Annotated in this window: 17 protein-coding genes; 6 read left to right on the forward strand and 11 right to left on the reverse strand. The window is 42.7% G+C overall.

Annotated elements, in window-relative coordinates:
• Positions 1-31: 31 nt before the first annotated feature.
• Entirely contained in the window at positions 32-199 is a 168-nt protein-coding gene (locus HMAT_RS27075; RefSeq protein ID WP_158655892.1) for a hypothetical protein, read from the reverse strand.
• A gap of 143 nt (positions 200-342) precedes the next feature.
• Here HMAT_RS27075 and HMAT_RS14800 point away from each other — a divergent pair, with 143 nt between their 5' ends.
• Complete coding sequence (locus tag HMAT_RS14800) at positions 343-1,125, forward strand: hypothetical protein (protein ID WP_104383635.1); 783 nt, start codon at positions 343-345, stop codon at positions 1,123-1,125.
• A 4-nt stretch (positions 1,126-1,129) separates the two neighbouring features.
• Here the strand turns inward: HMAT_RS14800 and HMAT_RS14805 are convergent, their stop codons facing one another.
• Both HMAT_RS14805 and HMAT_RS14810 read right to left on the reverse strand, forming a co-directional pair.
• Positions 1,130-2,545 (reverse strand): PLP-dependent aminotransferase family protein, encoded by a 1,416-nt coding sequence (locus HMAT_RS14805; protein WP_104383636.1) that lies wholly within the window; start codon positions 2,543-2,545, stop codon positions 1,130-1,132.
• A gap of 2 nt (positions 2,546-2,547) precedes the next feature.
• Positions 2,548-2,916 carry a hypothetical protein gene (locus HMAT_RS14810; protein ID WP_104383637.1) on the reverse strand — a complete coding sequence of 123 codons (369 nt, stop codon included), beginning with the start codon at positions 2,914-2,916 and terminating at the stop codon, positions 2,548-2,550.
• Between the two features lie 186 nt (positions 2,917-3,102).
• On the opposite strand from HMAT_RS14810, the gene HMAT_RS14815 reads away from it, so the two are divergent.
• Together HMAT_RS14815 and HMAT_RS14820 are read left to right on the forward strand one after the other, a co-directional pair.
• Positions 3,103-4,680 carry a Na+/H+ antiporter gene (locus tag HMAT_RS14815; protein WP_104383638.1) on the forward strand — a complete coding sequence of 526 codons (1,578 nt, stop codon included), beginning with the start codon at positions 3,103-3,105 and terminating at the stop codon, positions 4,678-4,680.
• A gap of 83 nt (positions 4,681-4,763) precedes the next feature.
• Entirely contained in the window at positions 4,764-5,402 is a 639-nt protein-coding gene (locus HMAT_RS14820; protein WP_199768675.1) for an NAD-dependent epimerase/dehydratase family protein, read from the forward strand.
• Positions 5,403-5,432: 30 nt separating this feature from the next.
• Here HMAT_RS14820 and HMAT_RS14825 read toward each other — a convergent pair whose 3' ends face one another.
• From HMAT_RS14825 to HMAT_RS14835, 3 genes are all read right to left on the reverse strand, one after another.
• Positions 5,433-5,981: a YcxB family protein gene (locus tag HMAT_RS14825; RefSeq protein ID WP_104383640.1), complete on the reverse strand. Its 549-nt coding sequence runs from the start codon at positions 5,979-5,981 to the stop codon at positions 5,433-5,435.
• Between the two features lie 288 nt (positions 5,982-6,269).
• Positions 6,270-7,958: a HEPN domain-containing protein gene (locus HMAT_RS14830; RefSeq protein ID WP_104383641.1), complete on the reverse strand. Its 1,689-nt coding sequence runs from the start codon at positions 7,956-7,958 to the stop codon at positions 6,270-6,272.
• Positions 7,959-7,989: 31 nt separating this feature from the next.
• Complete coding sequence (locus HMAT_RS14835; RefSeq protein ID WP_104383642.1) at positions 7,990-9,306, reverse strand: hypothetical protein; 1,317 nt, start codon at positions 9,304-9,306, stop codon at positions 7,990-7,992.
• Positions 9,307-9,413: 107 nt separating this feature from the next.
• Between HMAT_RS14835 and HMAT_RS14840 the strand changes: the two genes are divergently transcribed.
• The 3 genes from HMAT_RS14840 to HMAT_RS14850 all read left to right on the forward strand — a co-directional run bounded on the left by HMAT_RS14840 (position 9,414) and on the right by HMAT_RS14850 (position 11,922).
• The gene (locus tag HMAT_RS14840; RefSeq protein ID WP_104383643.1) at positions 9,414-9,827 is read left to right on the forward strand and encodes a hypothetical protein; all 414 of its coding nucleotides are present in this window, start codon (positions 9,414-9,416) and stop codon (positions 9,825-9,827) included.
• Between the two features lie 194 nt (positions 9,828-10,021).
• Positions 10,022-10,393 (forward strand): hypothetical protein, encoded by a 372-nt coding sequence (locus HMAT_RS14845; RefSeq protein ID WP_104383644.1) that lies wholly within the window; start codon positions 10,022-10,024, stop codon positions 10,391-10,393.
• A gap of 308 nt (positions 10,394-10,701) precedes the next feature.
• Positions 10,702-11,922: a hypothetical protein gene (locus tag HMAT_RS14850; RefSeq protein ID WP_158655893.1), complete on the forward strand. Its 1,221-nt coding sequence runs from the start codon at positions 10,702-10,704 to the stop codon at positions 11,920-11,922.
• Positions 11,923-12,044: 122 nt separating this feature from the next.
• On the opposite strand, the gene lipB is transcribed toward HMAT_RS14850, so the two are convergent.
• The 5 genes from lipB to HMAT_RS14875 form a co-directional block, all read right to left on the reverse strand.
• Complete coding sequence (gene lipB, locus HMAT_RS14855) at positions 12,045-12,740, reverse strand: lipoyl(octanoyl) transferase LipB (RefSeq protein WP_104383646.1); 696 nt, start codon at positions 12,738-12,740, stop codon at positions 12,045-12,047.
• A 58-nt stretch (positions 12,741-12,798) separates the two neighbouring features.
• A complete protein-coding gene (gene hflX / locus HMAT_RS14860) occupies positions 12,799-13,989 on the reverse strand; it encodes a GTPase HflX (protein WP_104383647.1) in 1,191 nt (396 codons plus the stop codon).
• A 333-nt stretch (positions 13,990-14,322) separates the two neighbouring features.
• Positions 14,323-16,428 (reverse strand): ATP-dependent DNA helicase RecG, encoded by a 2,106-nt coding sequence (gene recG / locus HMAT_RS14865; RefSeq protein ID WP_104383648.1) that lies wholly within the window; start codon positions 16,426-16,428, stop codon positions 14,323-14,325.
• 175 nt (positions 16,429-16,603) lie between these two features.
• Positions 16,604-17,014 (reverse strand): hypothetical protein, encoded by a 411-nt coding sequence (locus HMAT_RS14870; RefSeq protein ID WP_158655894.1) that lies wholly within the window; start codon positions 17,012-17,014, stop codon positions 16,604-16,606.
• A 208-nt stretch (positions 17,015-17,222) separates the two neighbouring features.
• Entirely contained in the window at positions 17,223-18,893 is a 1,671-nt protein-coding gene (locus HMAT_RS14875) for a RagB/SusD family nutrient uptake outer membrane protein (protein WP_104384013.1), read from the reverse strand.

Genomic DNA, 18,893 nt, shown 5'->3' on the forward strand with positions numbered 1-18,893 from the left:
TGTTGTTCGGCAATCCTTCGGGCTTCCGTTGCTATTGCTTCGGGACAGCGTTGGGATTGGTCTGACTGTTCTTCGACTGTTGTTTGCCTTGTTGCCGATGAATCACCGAAGCAGAACCGACCAAATATCGAAGCAATCCCGAAGCAGTCCCGAAGTTGGTGCGAAGCATGTGCGGATCGTACCCGAATGTTAATGGCATTTGAACGGACTTGAGGGGACTTTAAGGGAGTTGAAGGGACTTTGTTGTAATTGTCTTGATCTTATTTATGTGTTGTAAAAGGAATTGTTGTTTAATTCATACGATTATTGTAGTTTTAAAGTATACCAGTTTAACTTCATCGTATGAAGAAATCTCCCGGCAAGGGTAAAAAAGAACGAAAGCAAGGGGATGCTTATGATCTAAGTGAAAACAGCAAGTTGACAGGGCGTGATTTTACGTACAACAGTAATCTGGCCAGTCGTTTGTATCAGATTTTAAAACCTATGCTACGAGCAGCCTGTGAACGTACGACCTACATCAGGTTGCAGAATGCGCTTTATGCGGCAGTACGCAACGACTGTGAGCACGGACTCGGAAGCTTACGGCTTGGATATGGATCAGTACTCCCCTTGAAGGGGTTCCGGTACTCCAAACGGGTCAGCTGGAGCAACTTCTTTATGAATCACCCAGCTGCACATTTTGACGAGGCTCAGCAACGAATTCGGGTTCAGCTCCCTTTGGCAGGTCTCCGTAAATTTGATTTAATTCATGAAAGGCTAGCTAAAATAGACATAAAAATATATTGTGTGGTGATTCAACTAGATGATCGCCATACTATATTTTACCATGTTAGCAAAACCTTGGAGCTAAGAAAAGAAGATCACAAAGTGGACCGTGGCATTACTTTCACATTGGAGGACTGTAAAGATGCCGTTATTTTATGTCTGGGCACAGTAAGGTGCTGGCTGAGGAGCCCTGATGGGTGTGACGAATTTATGTCCAATAGTAGTACCCTGATGACCGGTGAAGTTTTCGATGCATTCCTGATCCGTGAGGGTAAGGAAACCATATTTCCTGACGAAAAATTCGATAAATTGCCGCCGCCTATTTTACCGGGCGATGATGATGAGGTAGACTGGGATTAATAGCTTAGATAAGGGCTTTAAAAAAGCGGCCCAACCGCATCAGGTCATGTGCTGTTTTTTCATTCCAGTCAACAGCATAGTTCAGCCGGATACAGTTTTTAAACTGATCATGCTGGGTAAACATTCGGCCGGGGGCAAAGCTCAATTTCTGTTTCAGCGCGTAATCATAGAGTACCGTTGAATCAATTTTTGTATCCATTTCCAGCCAGAGCACAAAGCCACCTTCGGGTTGCGACATCTTTGTATTGTCAGGAAAATGGGTCTCGATACTGTTTCTGAAGTTGATATAATTGTTATACAGCTTCTTTCTAAAGGTATTGAGGTGATGGTCATACCTTCCGATCTGCAGAAATTTGGCCACCGCTTCCTGATAGATAGCGGGCTGCGAGATGGTCTGGACCAGTCGTTGTTTGAGAATCCTGTCTTTGTACTGTCCGGGTTCGACCCATCCGATCCGGAAACTTGGGGCCAATACCTTGGTAACAGATCCACACCACATGACCAAACCTTCTTCATCAAAGTATTTACAGGGTTTGGGTCGTGAGTTACCGAAATAAATATTTCCATAAAGGTCATCTTCGATCAAGGGGATATGATGGAAAGCAAGGAGTTTGACAAGTTCTTTTTTATGTTCATCGGGCATCAACGCGCCCAAGGGGTTGCTGAAATTGGAAACAAAACAGCAGACATCGATTTTATGGATCACTTTTTTCAGGGCGTCCAGTTCAATGCCCGTAATGGGGTGGGTCGGTATCTCAATGGTCTTTAAACCCAACACCTGAAACGCCTGGATAAAGCCAAAATAGAGGGGGCTTTCCACGGCAATGGTGTCGCCGGGTTTCGTGACCGCACGGAGGCAGCTATAAATGGCATTCATGGCACCCGAAGTGATAATCAGGTCTTCGTCGCTTATTTTTCCTTCTAGTACGAGGGACCATTTGGCAATCTCTTTACGTAAAGTCGGACTACCCTGCACCTGCCCGTAATGATCACCGTAATCATGCAGCTCGTGTACGGTCTCCAGGATACATTTGTTGAGCTTCTGAATGGGGAGCAAAGAAGGGCTGGGTAATCCCAAAGAGAATCGCGTAATTTCCTTATCCTCCAATGAGTGGAAAACTTTATCAATCAATGCTGCGGGATCTTGCTTCTTTTCGTCAATCTTAAATGTTGAGATGGACGGTATAGACATCCGGCGTTGACCGGCCAGGCTGACAAAAAATCCCGATTTGGGGCGAGACTCGATCAGAGATCTGCTCTCGAGCTCCATGTAGGCGCTCTTTGCCGTATTTAAGCTCACATTATACAATTTTTGCGCACTACGGACAGAAGGAAGACGATCACCGTAGGTCAAAGAGCCATTTTTGATCTGGTTCTCTACGATGTTTGCAATTTTCTTATACAATTGTTGCTGCTCCATACTTATACTAATTTACTGTTTCCCTTTGGATTTACCCAATCATGAAAATGACGGATTCCCCTTTTTAGCGATTCTTCGTCGCCAAACATATTTAAAAGCTGCTGTTCGAAATAAACCTGCGCTTTGCGCTTAAATACCATTGATAAGTCTTCGGAAACTTCAGTTCGATACGAAATTTCGACAGTGAGGTTGTTGTTTTCGGAGACTGTAGCAGAAGAAACAGCTGCTATTTCCTCGTTTTGGGCAAGCAAGAGAAAAGGCATGTGCTGCAGGTTTTTGTTGGTTACTTCGGACTGAGCCTTTTTTAGTAGGGAGAGATCAGAGAGATCAACCTGTCTGATGGAATACGATTGATGTGTTGTAGTCGACATGGCAATAAATCTTTTTTGCTAATTTAAGAAGGGTACAGGCCGAATTTGAGGTACAGAATTAGGGCAAAACTAGGGTACAGATGAAAAAGTAAAAAATATGACCGGGAGTTGATGGTTTTTAATTTCCATTTAAGATCTTTACAAGAGTTAATGAAATGTCTCAAGACCAATAAATTATGACAGCCTATGCATAACTTGTTTCCGCTATTTATTGCCATGATTACGGCCATCGTTCTACTTGAAATGCTGGCCACGAAACTTCGGGTTGCTTATCCCATTTTATTGGTTTTGGCGGGCTTGATTGTCAGCTTTATTCCAACCTTGCCCGTTGTTGCGATCGATCCGGATGTTATTTTTCTGATTTTCCTTCCCCCCTTATTATGTGAGGCTGCATGGTCGATTTCGTATAAGGAGATGAAGAAATGGTGGCGTATTATTGGAAGTTTTGCCTTTTTGGTCGTTTTCTTCACTGCGCTATCCGTTGCGGTGGTTGCCAATCATTATATTCCAGGTTTCACGCTCGCGATGGGCTTTCTACTGGGCGGAATTGTTTCTCCTCCGGATGCCGTCAGTACGGGTGCAATCATGAAGTTTGTGAAAGTTCCAAAATCTACTTCTGCAATCCTGGAAGGGGAGAGTCTGTTGAATGATGCTTCCTCTTTGATTATTGTCCGTTTTGCCCTGATTGCCGTGGGTATGGGACAGTTTGTATGGCAGGAAGCAGCGGTATCGTTTATCTGGATGTTGGTCGGTGGGGTTGGTATCGGTGTCCTTTTGGGCTGGTTTTTTATTCAGGCACATAAACGCTTACCGACGGATGCTCCATCGGATATTGCTCTGACCTTGATCGAACCCTATTTTATGTATTGGATTGCCGAGCAGTTTCACAGTTCTGGGGTGCTGGCCGTCGTTGCGGGAAGTCTGTTGATGTCCAACCAGCGGCTTAAATTTCTGAACAGTACCAGTCGCGTGCGGGGGCTGAGTGTCTGGGAGAGTTTTGTGTTTATCCTGAATGGCATTGTATTTTTCATTATCGGTCTTGATCTTCCCGAAATTGTAGCTGGTTTGCGCGCAAATGGCACTTCACTGCGGGAGGCGATCGGTTATGGTCTTTTGGTTACAGCAGTCCTTATCTTTGCTCGTATGATCAGTGCCTATGCTGCGATGATTGCGACGCTTATCTTTCGTCCAAGTGTGGCACCTAGGGCGCGGTCTTCAAAACAACGGTTCTTTATGCCACTTTTACTGGGCTGGACGGGGATGCGGGGAGTAGTTTCCCTGGCAGCTGCGCTTTCCATTCCTTTGGTCATGAATGGTACCGTGATACCTCAGCGTCATCTGATTCTATTTATCACCTTTGTCGTCATTCTCTCGACCCTTTTGGTTCAGGGACTCACTTTACCCTACCTGATCAGGCGGACGGGACTCTCTGATTTTTTTTCGGAGGAATCCGAAGAAGTTGCCAAACAGCAGATGAAGCAGGGCTTAAAACAGCATGTCTATCAGTTCCTCAGAGATAAATATGAGAAAGAAGAACACAATCGGGAGGCAATGGAAAGGATTTTGAAACATTGGGAGGAAAAGGTCAATGCTGCGGATGATTCGTGGATGAACGAACGTACGAAAGTGATTTTCATTGAGCTTTTGGATGTACAGCGCGAATACCTGGAAAAATTGAATAGTGAATCGACAATTGATGAGGATATTGTCCGTGCGCAGCTCTATCAGATTGACCTGGAGGAAGAGCGCCTGCGCATGATATAATGCTAATGCAGTGGTATTCTATTGATCGGGATAAATAATAATAGTTGTAGCCCTTTTGGGCTTGGTACATAAGTTGAATTGCGATGAAAGTAATAATAACAGGGGCCACAGGGATGGTCGGAGAAGGTGTTTTATTGGAATGTCTTCAAAATGATAAAATAGATGCAGTATTGAGCATATCACGCCGTACTGCTGATATACAGCATCCAAAGTTAAAGGAGCTTTTGGTTAAGGATTTTACGGATCTTTCCGAAGTTGAGACGGAGATCGGCGGCTATGATGCCTGTTTTTATTGCGCAGGTGTCAGTTCAGTTGGCATGAAAGAGGATAAATACCGCTATATCACCTATGATACGACGTTGGCATTTGCAAAATCGCTGTTGAAGATCAATCCCGAAATCAGCTTTATCTACGTGTCTGGAGCGAGTACAGATAGTACAGAACAGGGACGGGTGATGTGGGCGAGAGTGAAGGGCAAGACGGAAAATGATCTGGCGAAATTGCCATTTAAGAAAGAATACAATTTCCGCCCGGGCGGAATGACGACCGTCGCGGGACAGAAGCATGCCAATCCATTCTCGTTTGTTGCCAAGATTATAAGGTTCTTTGCCCCTTCGGCAGTGTTGTCGCTACATGAAGTGGGGCGGGCGATGATTCATGCCGTGGAGCGGGACGATGTAAAAAATATATTGGAAATCAAGGATATTAGAGCTTTAGCTTAGTGCATGAATGGATATAAGATCTTTCGGCTTTTATTTCCATTTCCAGTCTAGTTCCTCCTGATAGGCGATATGAAGACGTTGGCTGAGCTTTATCAGGAAAGCTTTAAATTCGGCGGTATCTTCGATCTGCTGTTTTGGAAAAAACAGTTGATCGGCCATTTTTAGTTTGATAAAAAATGCGAAGGCCGTTTCGGTCATATATTCAAACTGATCGTATTGATATTTGGACTCCATTTGTGTGCTTTTGATCTGGAGATAATTGTCTTCAAAAGTAATTGTATGGAGGATGCCGATCCGATTTTGAAATTCGGGGCTTTTGACATATTTGCTGAAATAGCGTTTATAGTATATCCCAAGATATTTGGGAAAGAACAGAAAGGCGATTATGCTCACACCGATAATCAAAATGGCCAGTTGACGTTCATAATAGAAAAACGGGATGGCAAGTATCAGCATGAGCAGCATAAACATGAAACGTGATTTTTTGCGTGCTTTAATTATTTGGGGTGATTTGGACATGCTGAACAGCAATGCATCCAGTTGATCTTGCTCGGAAAGGGTCAGTTGAAGTTCTTTCATAACGTAAATGTATTAAATTGGTAAGATAATCGGAATATTTCCGACTATCTGCAAATAATTTGACATGTCTGTTTTTTGCACCAGCGGAGATCCGATAATATAAGGTTGGTATGGTCGCGGGTGAGCTTCCAGGGCTCGACGAATTAGGTAAGAATCATGCTATTCACCAAAAGTAATGCTTTTTGGTGAGTTCGTTCACTGAAAAGCATTACTTTCAGTGAATGGAGTGGTAGGATTTTGATGTAGTGACTGATTAAAAGTAGCCTGACGTATATCGGTATTTATTTCTTATTCTATTTTCTCGACCAGAATAGCGGCCGAGATTTTCTCAAAGTAATCTTCCATCTCTTTGTTACATCTTTCGATAAACAGCTTTGTGAGTTCCTGTAATCTTATAATAGCGGATGGATCCCCCTTATAGTTCGCGTTATACCTGAATTCCTGTTGGGCTTTGATAATTTCTTTAAACAGTTTAACATGGTCGCCGTTGTTCAGACAAAAGGTCGCATGTGCTTCAGGGACAATTAATCGACAGAGGTTCATTAAGAAGGGGAGCCCGACGGTCTGGGGTTTGTATTGAAGAATTGTATTGATAACGCCGAGACAGGTCTGTTCTAAAACTTGTGATAGTGAATGATATCCTGCCTCAACGCTAAAAGTCCAATTATCCTCAAAAGCATAGTAGATGCAACGGGCGTTTTTATAGCGACTATCCCATTGCTTGCGCGCATACTCCAAGTCGAGTTGGGGAACTGCGATGCTGTCTAGTGCTAAGTTTTCTATCGTTGCGTTTTGATACCAGATATCAACGACTTTCATCAGCGATAGGAAGAAGGGATGGCCTTTTGAGAGCTTTTTGATAAAGTAAGCCGTCTCTTCTTTGACCAAGGTGAGTGACACATTTTTCGGCAGCAGATCCATTGTCTTTTGTTGTAGGTTGGCAAGGTCGGTCTTTAGGCTGTCATACGCGATAAAGAGATAGTAAGCATGCGTTATCTGCTCTTCTTTATTGTTTTGGAGCAGACTATTGTACTTATGTTGATCTGAATGATAACCGAAACAGGCAACTAAGGATGGGGTGCAGTATAACTCCAGCATGTTTAAGATCAGGTCACGGTAATTGCTGTTGCAGTTATATTTTTTGTAAATAGCAATGTTATTTTTGAATTTTTCAATCTTACCGAGGTGGATTTGTTTTGGGCTAAGTTTTTCTCTGATCTCTTTGGCCAAAAGATTGGAATAATCGTAGATCCAGTTTAACGCGTTTATGGCAATTTGATAGGCTGTTTCCAGTAAACCTTCGTCAATCGTGTAATCGTGATTATATCTGTAGTCGATATAAGCTTTCTCAATCTTACTAAGCGCTCTTTTTTTATCTTCTGTATCCGCCAATTTTGCTAATTTGGAATCAAATGTTTTGAGATAGTTGATATTTTCTTTAAGCGAATGTGATTTTTTTTCATCACTTATCAATAGATTTTCTGCTGTTCGGAGCGATAGTTCGATGGCTTGGTGGAGCATAAATGCTGCATGTGAGCGGTTGTTACTATCCAGATAGAAAAAGTGTCCATCTATAAACGATCTGATTTTACTTTTCTCTTTATTGATATACACTTCAGTTTTCTCAATGACTTGTTGAGCAGAATCGTTAGGTACTACAAGTCGTGTTTCCTGCGCTGGGTTTTGATAAATGCGGTTCCCGGTTTGACATATGAGGTGGGTGCGGCCCAGTCCTTGGTCGATTTTCTTTTGTATCTCGCGAGGTAAATGCACATTGAAGTAGAGATTAGGGTAGTTTCCGATTGCTTTGTTGATTAGACTACGGGCTTTGTCAAATCTGGTAGCAGAATTTGATGAAAGATTGATTTGAAGCATTTGATATTTTTTGCCATCATGGTCAAACAACCATAAATAGATTTCATCGACAGCAATAGCACGAAGGATGGCTTCGATGATTGGAGTAAGTTCAGTGTTCATAATTGATAGTTGAATTTTATTTTCAAATTTCCTAAGCAATCGATTTGGTGAATGTTATCTCGTTTTTATTGGCTAGAAGATAGCATAGTTCAATCAGTTTTTGGAAATTAAGGAGGAATTCAGGAATATCCAGCTCTCCATAGTATACAGTGCCTTTATCCAATATAAATCCTCTGTGGATAAGATCAGCAAGGTTATCGTGCCAATCAACAATTGAGTAGGTAAATAGCATTTTAATGAGATAATACTCTGGATAACTCGTTTCGAGAAGTGAGAGAGCTTTGAAATTTCCAGTTCTATTTTTGTCCCGGAAAAAATAGTATAAGGAAACCTCTTGATGTGGAGTTAATGTCATTTCTGCATTTCTATCAACAAACCAAAAGATTTCCTCATATAAGATATCTAGGAGTGTTACCGATTGTGTGAATAGCCAAAACCGACTCTCTGGAATATATACTTCAAACGCCTTATCCCAGCTTTTAAAGTTTTTTTCTGCCGAAACATATAGACCGTTAATGAAGGCCTGCCAGTCATGTAAATCTTCCCCACCCAGAATGTTTTTGATTTTTTGGGTGGTCTCAATCTGATGTGGACTTTTCTCAATTTCAGTGGGAGATATATTGATCTTTTCTGAGGTTGTGGCTTCTATAGTCAAATTTTCAGAAGTTTCGTTTTCTACTGTGTCATCGGAAGGTTCTTCCATTGTGTCTGTGCTGTTGATCTGTTCCAAGGACCTTTGGCCTTGGCTTTCCTCATTTTCAATGTCTTCTTGATTGTCTGCAATACTGTCTGGAAGTGATTTATTTTCATATATTTTATGCAGAGATATAGCTAATCTTTGTAATAATTCTCTAACGGCAAGGATTTCATTTCCCTCATTACCTAGAAAATCAGCATTTCTATCGCTGATATTTATCCAGATTTCATCTAGCGTCTCGTACCATTGCCACAACGGTTGATACGAGAAAAATCGGCTGATTCCATCTTCCCGCGATTCAATGTCGTTGACACTGAGACATTCCCCTGAAACATAATTCCAATAGTCTGAATCACATTTAAAAAAATCCAAGGGATTTTTCAGCTTTTTCAAATTACATTTTTTAAAAATAACATAGGCTAATTCTACCAGTTCAATTAATTTTTTTGTGTTGTAGCCTGAAGGAGAATGGGGGATGTTCATGTTTACATTTGAAGCTGCATTGACGAGCAGATTTATATCCATCAAGAGATAATGAATATAGGTCTCTTGTTCAAAAAAATCTTCGAGATATTTCAACGGATCATCAATATACTCCTTGCTTAAATAGCGAAAATGTTTCGCTTTTAGTTTCTTTTGCGTATTTTTCATGCTAGGAATGTTTTTTGGTTAAATAATGGTACTATAATTATCTTCAGTAAAGCTAATTTAAGAACTATATTTCATCAAAACAAATTATTGTATTAAAATTTTCGGAAATGAGTTCTATTTTGAAGAGAATTAAGATTGTTTCAGAAAAAGAGGGGATAAGTGTTTCCGCTTTAGAGGCATCTATCGGGGCTAGTAAGGGCGTTTTTACACGTGCCCTGGCGAATAATACGGATGTTCAAGCTAAATGGTTAGTTAATCTTGCTGAAAAATATCCCCAGTATTCTTCTGAATGGTTATTGAGAGGCGAAGGGGAAATGCTTAAGCCTGTTTTAGCTAAGGAGGATGAAGAGATGTATCTAACGGCTGATCTGGAGGGAGTAACTAACGGGGAGATCATTACATTAAGGCAATTAATTGCTTCTCAAAATATGACTATTAAATCTCAGGAGAAGACAATTATGTCTTTGGAGCGATTGTTATCTTCATTTGAGCGTGAGATTGAATCGCTGCGAAACAAATAGTTTCTAACTGGACTTTTGTTTTTTTTCGAAGTTGGAAGGTTGATTCTTATTTCCATGGGAATAAGTTATTCAATTGCTTGGAATCAATAGGAATTAGTGAGCCTCGTCTTTTGCGGAGATAAACTCGTATATAAAGGGGGAACTTTGTTTGTGGTTTGATTAAAAAATGATAGTCTCTTAAAAGTATAATAATTGTGAACGTAAAAGAACGCGTATTGCTGATCGCTGAAAGAAAGGGCATCAGTAAAACTGAATTTTTTAAAGATGTGGGGCTTTCCTATGCCAATTTTAAGGGCGGTCAGAAAAATACAGCGCTGAGTTCGGATGCAATGATTGCGATATTGACCCGCCATCCGGATATTAGTCCTGCTTGGCTATTGATGGGTGAGGGCAAAATGATACGCAGCGCGGGAACCGTTAGTCCCGAGGCACAGACTGCTACTGTCAGTTCCGAAGGTTCGTCAGTTTCCAAACAATTGGTCGCCGCGCTTGAACAGACGATCAAAGCGCAGGAAAAGACCATTTCCGCCTTGGAGGGACAGGTTGTACTGCTGAACCGGAAGTAAACCCATTCCCCTGTAGGTAAGCCTCGGTTGATTTTTCAATTGTTACCTTAAAAAGCTTTTTCTCAAGGAAGTTCACTAAACTATTTTTCCATAGTACAGCCTCTTAATGATCAAAATCGGAGCAGATCTGCTATTCATTTACGAAATGGCTGATTATAGTGATTTCCTTGGTCTTCTTTTTGCCTATTTTTGTTATAGATAAGTACATTAGCCGGTTGGCCTTATATGCTGAGATGTCCATAAGATACTTCATTTTAATGCCTTTGGTCAATGCTTATCTGCATCGCTATTTAAAGAAATAAAGCTATATGTTTAGAAAAGTATTACTCCTGTGCTGTATCCTATACAGTTGTTTTGTGAACCGAAGCATGGCGCAGCCAGCGGGTGAACGGCCTGTGTATACATCCAAGTGGGGCTATCTCTACCGGGAGGCTGGAAATAACAATGATCCTATGGGGGTATTTAGCACTGAAGCGCCCATTTATCTGCTCGACTCGACCAACATGCAGTATAAGGTGCAGGTCAGCAACGGCGATATCGGCTTTATCGACCGACAACCGCTGAAGAAATTCATGGATGGAAAAAAATCTGCTGGTGAGCCCGCTAAGTATTTCTATCGGGGCGTCGAAGGGTATCAGTGCCCGCACTATTATGTGCAGGTGTCCGAACTGCGTGTCCGTGAAGCACCTACAACTGCAAGCATAGCTGTACGAAGGGCTCCGCTCAATGAGTTGCTGTGCATTGATTATGTCCCTTTATATACCGACGGTTGGGTGTATATCGGTGATCATTTTCATGAGAATCCTGAATATGTTCAATTGAAATTTTTAGGCTCCGTCCTGACCTACGATAAAGTACTGAAAGATTATTTGGCGGTAAAAGGCAAGGATCAAGAAAAAGAACTGGTTCAGGTAGGAAGATTGCGAGAGCTTGCTTGGCGGGAAGAGAAAAACTTAAAACAGGCCTTGTCCTATTGGAAGGAGTCTTATGCCGCCTATGGGGTGGAAAATCCGAAAGTCGATATTGATTTTGAATTGCTGCTGGCGAGTAAACTGGACAAAAAGCCTGATTTCGAAGCGTATGAAAGGAAAATGAAGATGCTGAACTTGCATTTTATCTGGAATGGGGTAGCACTCGTCGACGGCGAGATCAAGGATGCGCAGATGAACCAGTTGAAGATGCAACGTGTTGCGGACATACCGGATATGCCTGAATGTGGCTGGGAACCGCGTTATTTTTATAAAACCCCGAATCTGATCGTGGCTTTTGAGGAGAATTACAAAAAGAAGATCGTCGGTACGGTCTATAAACTATATTTTACGGACGGTGAGATTTTAGCACTAGGGGATCAACGTATGGATGCCAACTATGACGAAAGGGATTTTGTCCATCATTTTGGTGATATGATCTCTACGAATATGGTCGAAGAACCACATGTGTACCGTTTTCAAAATGGCGATGCAGGCCAGCTGATCATCACCTTTAAAGATGGTAAACTGTTTCGTTATGACTGCATGTATTATTGTTAGGGGATCAACGTAAGATCTAAATAGAGAAATGTATGCTCCAGGATTTCCTATTCTTAAGCGTATTGTAAATAGAAAAAGACCTGTGTTGAGCAGGTCCTTGTTCGTTTCTATTATTTCTATTGCTAGATTACTTCCATTTCAAAAAGTCTGGCAATGTGTCCGCGCAGTTTTTCCTTCACTTCTTCCATATCAACTTCTTGGCCAAGTTCACGTTTCAGTGAAGTGACGTCCTTGTCGTCGATACCACAGGGAATGATATTGCTAAAATAGTCAAGATCTGTATTGACGTTAAAGGCAAAGCCATGCATGGTGACCCAGCGTGAGGCACGCACGCCCATCGCACAGATCTTGCGGGCTGTGGGCTTATCCGGTTCAATCCAGACTCCGGTAAACCCGGGGTATCTGCCAGCCGGAACGCCATAATCGGCACAGGTCAGGATGATCGCTTCTTCCAATGTCCTTAAATAAAGGTGGATATCGGTAAAGAAATTGTCGAGATCCAGAATCGGATATCCTACAATCTGACCCGGCCCATGGTAGGTGATATCACCGCCCCGGTTGATCTTATAGAACTTCGCTTCTTTTTCTTCCAGGCCTTTCTCATCCAGGAGCAGGTATTCTTCGTGCCCGCTTTTTCCTAAGGTATAGACATGGGGGTGAGCTGTGAAGATCAGGTAGTTTGGTGTGTCTGTCGTTGTCGCATTGACCCGATTTTCGTGTTTGACGTCTAATACGCCCTTGAAGATGGATTCCTGTCTGTCCCAGGCTTCCTGATAGTCTACAAGTCCCCAGTCCTGGAACTGCACCACTTTATTCATTGCTTATTTTTTTAAGACGACGGATCGTCAGTAACGATCCGTCGTCATGTTAGTCAAATTAATACAACAGGTTGTTGTACGGATAACGTTCATTGTGCATCTTCACGATGATATCATAAAGTGTTTGTTTGAACTCTTCGATATTTGTTTTGTTTGTTGCAGACAGGAAGATCGCCGGATCGGAGTTTTTCGCCATCCATGAATTGCGGAAATCGTCCAATGTAACTTTTACCTCCTCACCATCGTGTCCTTCTTCAACAGCTGGTTTGTACAGGTCAATTTTGTTGAATACTGTAATAACGGGCTTATCTAAAGCTTTCAGATCTTTCAATGTCTCATTCACAGCCTGGATGTGGTCTTCAAAGTTGGGATGTGAGATATCCACCACATGGATCAGTACATCTGCTTCTCTGACTTCATCCAATGTGGATTTGAAACACTCCACCAGGTGATGCGGTAATTTGCGGATAAAACCTACCGTATCGGACAGCAGGAACGGAAGATTGTCGATAACGACCTTGCGTACGGTGGTGTCAAGCGTGGCAAAGAGTTTGTTCTCGATCAATACATCGGATTTGGAGATCATGTTCATGATCGTTGATTTACCGACATTCGTATAGCCCACCAGAGCTACACGGATCATCTCACCACGGTTTTTGCGCTGGGTTTCATTCTGCTTGTCGATCGCCTTCAGTCTTTCCTTGAACAGGGAAATTTTGTCCAGGATGATCCGTCTATCCGTTTCGATCTGCGACTCCCCTGGACCACGCATACCGATACCCCCGCGCTGACGCTCCAAGTGGGTCCACAGTCGGGTCAGTCGTGGTAGTAGGTATTGCAACTGTGCCAGTTCTACCTGTGTTTTTGCCTGTGCGGTCTTTGCATGGCGCGCAAAGATATCCAAGATCAGATTGGAACGGTCCAGGATTTTGCGTTTGAGTTCTTTCTCAATATTGCGCAATTGGGATGGAGATAACTCATCGTCAAAGACAACAATGTCGATCTCTTCTGCTTCGACATAAGCTTTGATCTCTTCAAGTTTTCCGCTACCGACAAATGTCGCTCTATCGGGAAAAGCTAATTTCTGTGTAAACATTCCTTTGGTCTCACCACCGGCAGTCTGCACGAGAAATTCGAGTTCCTCCAGGTATTCCTTTGCTTTTGCTTCAGTCACGCCTTGTGGGATAACACTCACCAAGACGGCTGTTTCGGGTTTTATTGCTGTATCGTGTATTTTAATTCTGGCCATTTTGTACTATTAAGTATATTGTAGCGTATGGAGCGCGTTCGTCTATTCATTCATAGCGACCGTCTGTCTCTTATCATACTTCCACTTTTAATTTTTGTTTTGAAAAGGTGAATTTAAGAAAAACCAATAAGTTTTTTGTGATTTGCTTACCAGGGCAACTCAAAATAAGTAAGCGGTCAGTCGCCATCTTTTGCCTAGTAAAAGAAGGGGATATTTTCTATATCATGTTCATAATGATGCAAAAATAAATAATTTTGATTTTATATACAAATGAATTGAACGCTGTTCGCCCATAAGTTATTTATGACGATCTGAATGCTGCCTGGTTGGTGATCAGGATATTTTGTCCCAGGCAATACCATCTGATTTCCGCGCCAAAAAGCTTCGAAGTAACTTATTTTTCTCGCTTTGAAGTGTAGGGTCTTCTTTGAATATGGCGATCACGGTATTTCTGCATTCGGTCAATAAGGCCTGATCTGTTGCCAGATTGGCCATCTTAAGGTCGAGCACGCCGGATTGCTGTGTGCCGGAGATGTCACCGGGGCCACGCAATTCTAAGTCAACTTCGGCGATTTCAAAGCCGTCATTGGTGCGCACCATGGTATCCAGCCGGAGACGGCCTTCCTTGCTGAGCTTATTGCCCGACATCAGGATACAAAAGGACTGTTCGGCTCCACGGCCCACACGGCCCCGCAATTGATGGAGTTGGGAGAGACCAAACCGTTCGGAGTTTTCAATGACCATGACAGAGGCATTAGGCACATTGACACCGACTTCAATTACAGTTGTTGCCACCATGATCTGTGTTTCATGCTTCACAAAACGCTGCATCTCAAAATCCTTATCTTTTACGGGCATCTTGCCGTGGACAATACTGATTTTATATTGCGGAAGGGGAAATTCGCGCTGTAAATTCTCCAGACCTGCTTCTAAATAAATCAAGTCCAGTTTTTCACTTTCTTTGATCAGGGGGTAGACGAGATAGACCTGTCTCCCTTTGGCAATTTCTTCGCGCATAAAGCCAAACATCCGCAAACGGGAGCTCTCAAAGAAATGCACGGTCTTAATAGGCTTACGTCCTGCCGGGAGTTCGTCAATCACCGAAATATCAAGGTCACCATACATCGTCATCGCCAGTGTGCGTGGAATGGGTGTGGCTGTCATGACGAGCATATGCGGGGGGATGACATTTTTGCGCCAGAGTTTGGCCCGTTGTTCGACACCAAAACGGTGCTGTTCATCGATAACGACGAAGCCAAGATTCTTGAATTGTACTTTGTCTTCAATCAGCGCATGGGTGCCGATCAGGATGTCGAGTGTGCCCTCTTCGAGGGCCTGATGGATCAGCCGACGTTCTTTGGTGCCGGTTGACCCCGTGAGCAGCTTGATGCTGACGAGATCATCACCGACAAGCTGTTTGAGTCCATGATAATGCTGTGTGGCCAAGATCTCGGTCGGTGCCATCATACAGGCCTGAAAGCCGTTGTCGACCGCGAGCAGCATACTCATCAGGGCAACGACCGTTTTGCCAGAACCTACATCGCCCTGCACGAGACGGTTCATCTGCGCGCCGGTATTGGTATCGATACGGATTTCTTTAACAACGCGTTTCTGCGCACCTGTCAACGGGAATGGAAGACGTTCATTAAAGAAAGTATTAAACTTTTCGCCCACTTTATTGAAGCGCTGGCCCCTGAATTTTTGCGTGTTCAGTTGTTTGTTGTTGAGCAGTTTGAGCTGGATGAAAAACAGTTCGTCAAATTTGATCCGTTTGATGGCTTGGTTTAGCTCCTTTTGATTGCTCGGGAAATGAATGGACGCTAAAGCCTGCTGGCGCGAAATTAACTGATGTTTTGCAAGTATTTCCTGGGGAATTGTTTCTTCGATGCTCCGAAATACAGTCTCCAATGCCGTCTGTTGCAAGCGTTGGATACCCTTGGTGTCCAAATTGAATTTTTTGAGTTTCTCCGTGGAGGAATAGACTGGCTGTAAGCTCATGTTACCCGCCTGCTTGACCTGTGGGTTGTACAGGTCCATTTCAGGGTGGGTGATGGAAAGCTGCCCATTAAATTCGCTGGGCTTGCCATAAATGATATAGGCCGAACCTACTTTCAGGGACTTTTGGAGCCAGGGAATGGACTGGAACCAGACAAGTTCCATGGAGCCGGTTTCATCCTTGAATGAGCCAACGAGGCGCTTGGTCCTTTTTTCACCCACGAGCTGCAGTGAAACCAGCCGCCCCAAAACCTGTGCGGCCATCATATCGGGATGCAGCTTCCGAATCTTGTGGAATTCTGTACGGTCGATATAACGGAAAGGGTATTGGGTCAACAGATCACCAATGGTAAATACCTGTAACTCTTTTTTGAGCACATCTGCCTTTTGGGGACCTACACCTTTGAGGTATTCTATTGGGGTAATTAAACTTAATTCAGCCATTCTTCTCGAATGGCTAAATTACGAAAAATTTAATTTTTACGATTTATATACTTCTACAAATGGCTTACCATTCCTGCATTGAACTGATTTTTTTCCTATTTGTACGACTGGTCTGACAGGCTTTTTTTTACGCTCAATGCACTTAGTCTTGTAAAGTTTTCTGTTTTGAATCAGTTTATTCATACTTAATCGTGGCCTTTCCTTCCTTACAGATGACATCAAGCGGTTTTCGATAAGGAGTGCAATTGATCCTTGGAGCCATCATGGGCTGGTATATTTCCATCAGCTTATTATAATCATTGATCATGTTCTGTAAGGTCGTTTTATCAACGGAACGGTGGTAGGGGATATGATTGGTGCCACATACGGTCTGGATGTCTATTATTTTCCAGTCATCGGTATCGGAACACTCTTTAGGGCTTGCCAGCGCTATAATTTTACTGTATTTTTCATTTGAAAGCGTTTCCAATTCCTTTTCGGTTTTTTCTTTGTAGGGATTGTCCAAATGAGATTCGGATTTACAGACGACAAATAACATGGTGCATGCGAGTAGGGACGTGATACCTAGGACGGACAGATTTTTCATAATAGTCTATTGGGTTTTCTGACTGAACGGGTGATTTGGAGGGAGTGCTACAGGAATAAATAAAAATTCTCATTGATGTGATTTTTGGGGATTGTGTGCCTATCGGAACTGCAGTCTCCTATTGGCTTTGGGCATGGTTGAGCGGAATGATCATAAAAAAGCGGCTTAACCTTTTGGTTAAGCCGCCTTAGTATGGAAAAAATCCGTTTTAGAAATTACCTTTCGCAACATCCCACCAGAGACGGGTGCCACCATTGTCAGGGCCACCTAAGAGTGAAATTGCGTTTTGCACTTCAGCTCTATTGGTGTTGTATTCGTTCTGTGGGAACGGCAAGCGACGTATCTGTATTTTTGTGTCAATCAATCCGCCACTGTTGTTGACAACTACTGGAAATAGACGTGGATATCCCGTACGGCGGAATTCGCTCCATGCTTCTTGCCCTTCGGGAAAGATTGCCAACCATTTTTGAGTAATGATGCGTTCTAATTTTTCCTCGTTAGTCGCTCCTTCGTTCCATTTGATTGTTAAGGAACTTGGTGAATCAGCATTGTTGCTTGCATTGAAAGGATCCACATAGGCAGCTGCTTTACTTGTATTGTCATTTAGGTAAGTGCTTACGTCCGATGCTACTCCCCACTGTGTGAAAGATGTCGCGACACCTTTTTCATACAAGGCTTGCGCTGTTCCGCCCGCGTTGTTCCACCCTCTAAGAGCTGCTTCGGCGCGAAGGAAGTATACCTCTGCGGCGGTCATCAATATAGGAGCGGTTGTTGCAACAAAAGTTGGCGTTGTACCTTCCGTATTCAAGGCTGAAAGTTTTTGGTATTTATCTTTTTCAATATCCTCGGCACCGGTACGGATTCCAATGTATTGGCCAGCGAAAGCTGTTGTTGTTGCATCTTTAGTCACTGGAGACATGTATTTGGAAATACGCGGGTCTTTTAACCCAACCATATAGGACGAAAGTGTTGCATTGATACGCGTGTCAGCCCAGTTCTTGGAAATAAACCAAAGCGGGTTGCTATAGGTTCCGTCTGCCGGTACAGTGATCTTGAAGTTTTCGCTATTGCTTTCCAACACACCGCCATTTGCTGGATCCAATGCTTTTTCAGCTTGTGTTTTCGCTAATGTTGCATCGATTTTAACCAAACGCATAGCTAAACGTAGACGTAATGAGTTGGCAATTTTCAACCAATTTTTAAAACGGACCTGATTATCGGAATTGGGAAATACAAGATCGATCTGGTCAATTTTAGCAGCCATAGGACTATCTGCTTTATACGATTTTAATGCAGTTACTGCCTCATCTAGCTCTTTAAAGAAAGCAGCATATACATCGGATTGCTTGTCGTATGGTACAGTGTTGGAGGTGCCTACTTTACTATATGGAATAGGACCATAGATATCTGTAACCCGGCTGGCAGCTTCTACTTTGATGACCAATGCCGAGCCCCATAGTGCTGGATAGGTTTCTGCAAGTCCATTGCCTTTTAGCTTTTCAATGGATTTGATAACGTTAAGATATAAAACCTGAAAAGGTTCGCCATTCCATCCGTTAACCATCGCGTAATTCAGGTTGTTCTGGCCGCTATTAAAAGGTGTAGGGGACATGAAAAAGCCTGAGAAAACGTCCGCATTCAGGTTTTGTTGTACCTGATAGGAGTTAGGGTCTCCGCCGCCTGAAAAGTTATAGATTGACATCTGGGCATTTTTTAGAAAAAGCACAAGATCCTGTCCATCACCTTTTAGATCTTCATCGGTCAATCCAATATTGTTCTTGTTGTAATCTTCGAAATTCTTTGTACAACTGCTCATTGTTCCGCCAAGGAGTAAAATGGCAAGTGAGAATTTAGATATATTTTTTATGTTAAATTTCAT

Source organism: Sphingobacterium sp. HMA12 (assembly GCF_002933815.1).
Lineage (GTDB): Bacteria > Bacteroidota > Bacteroidia > Sphingobacteriales > Sphingobacteriaceae > Sphingobacterium.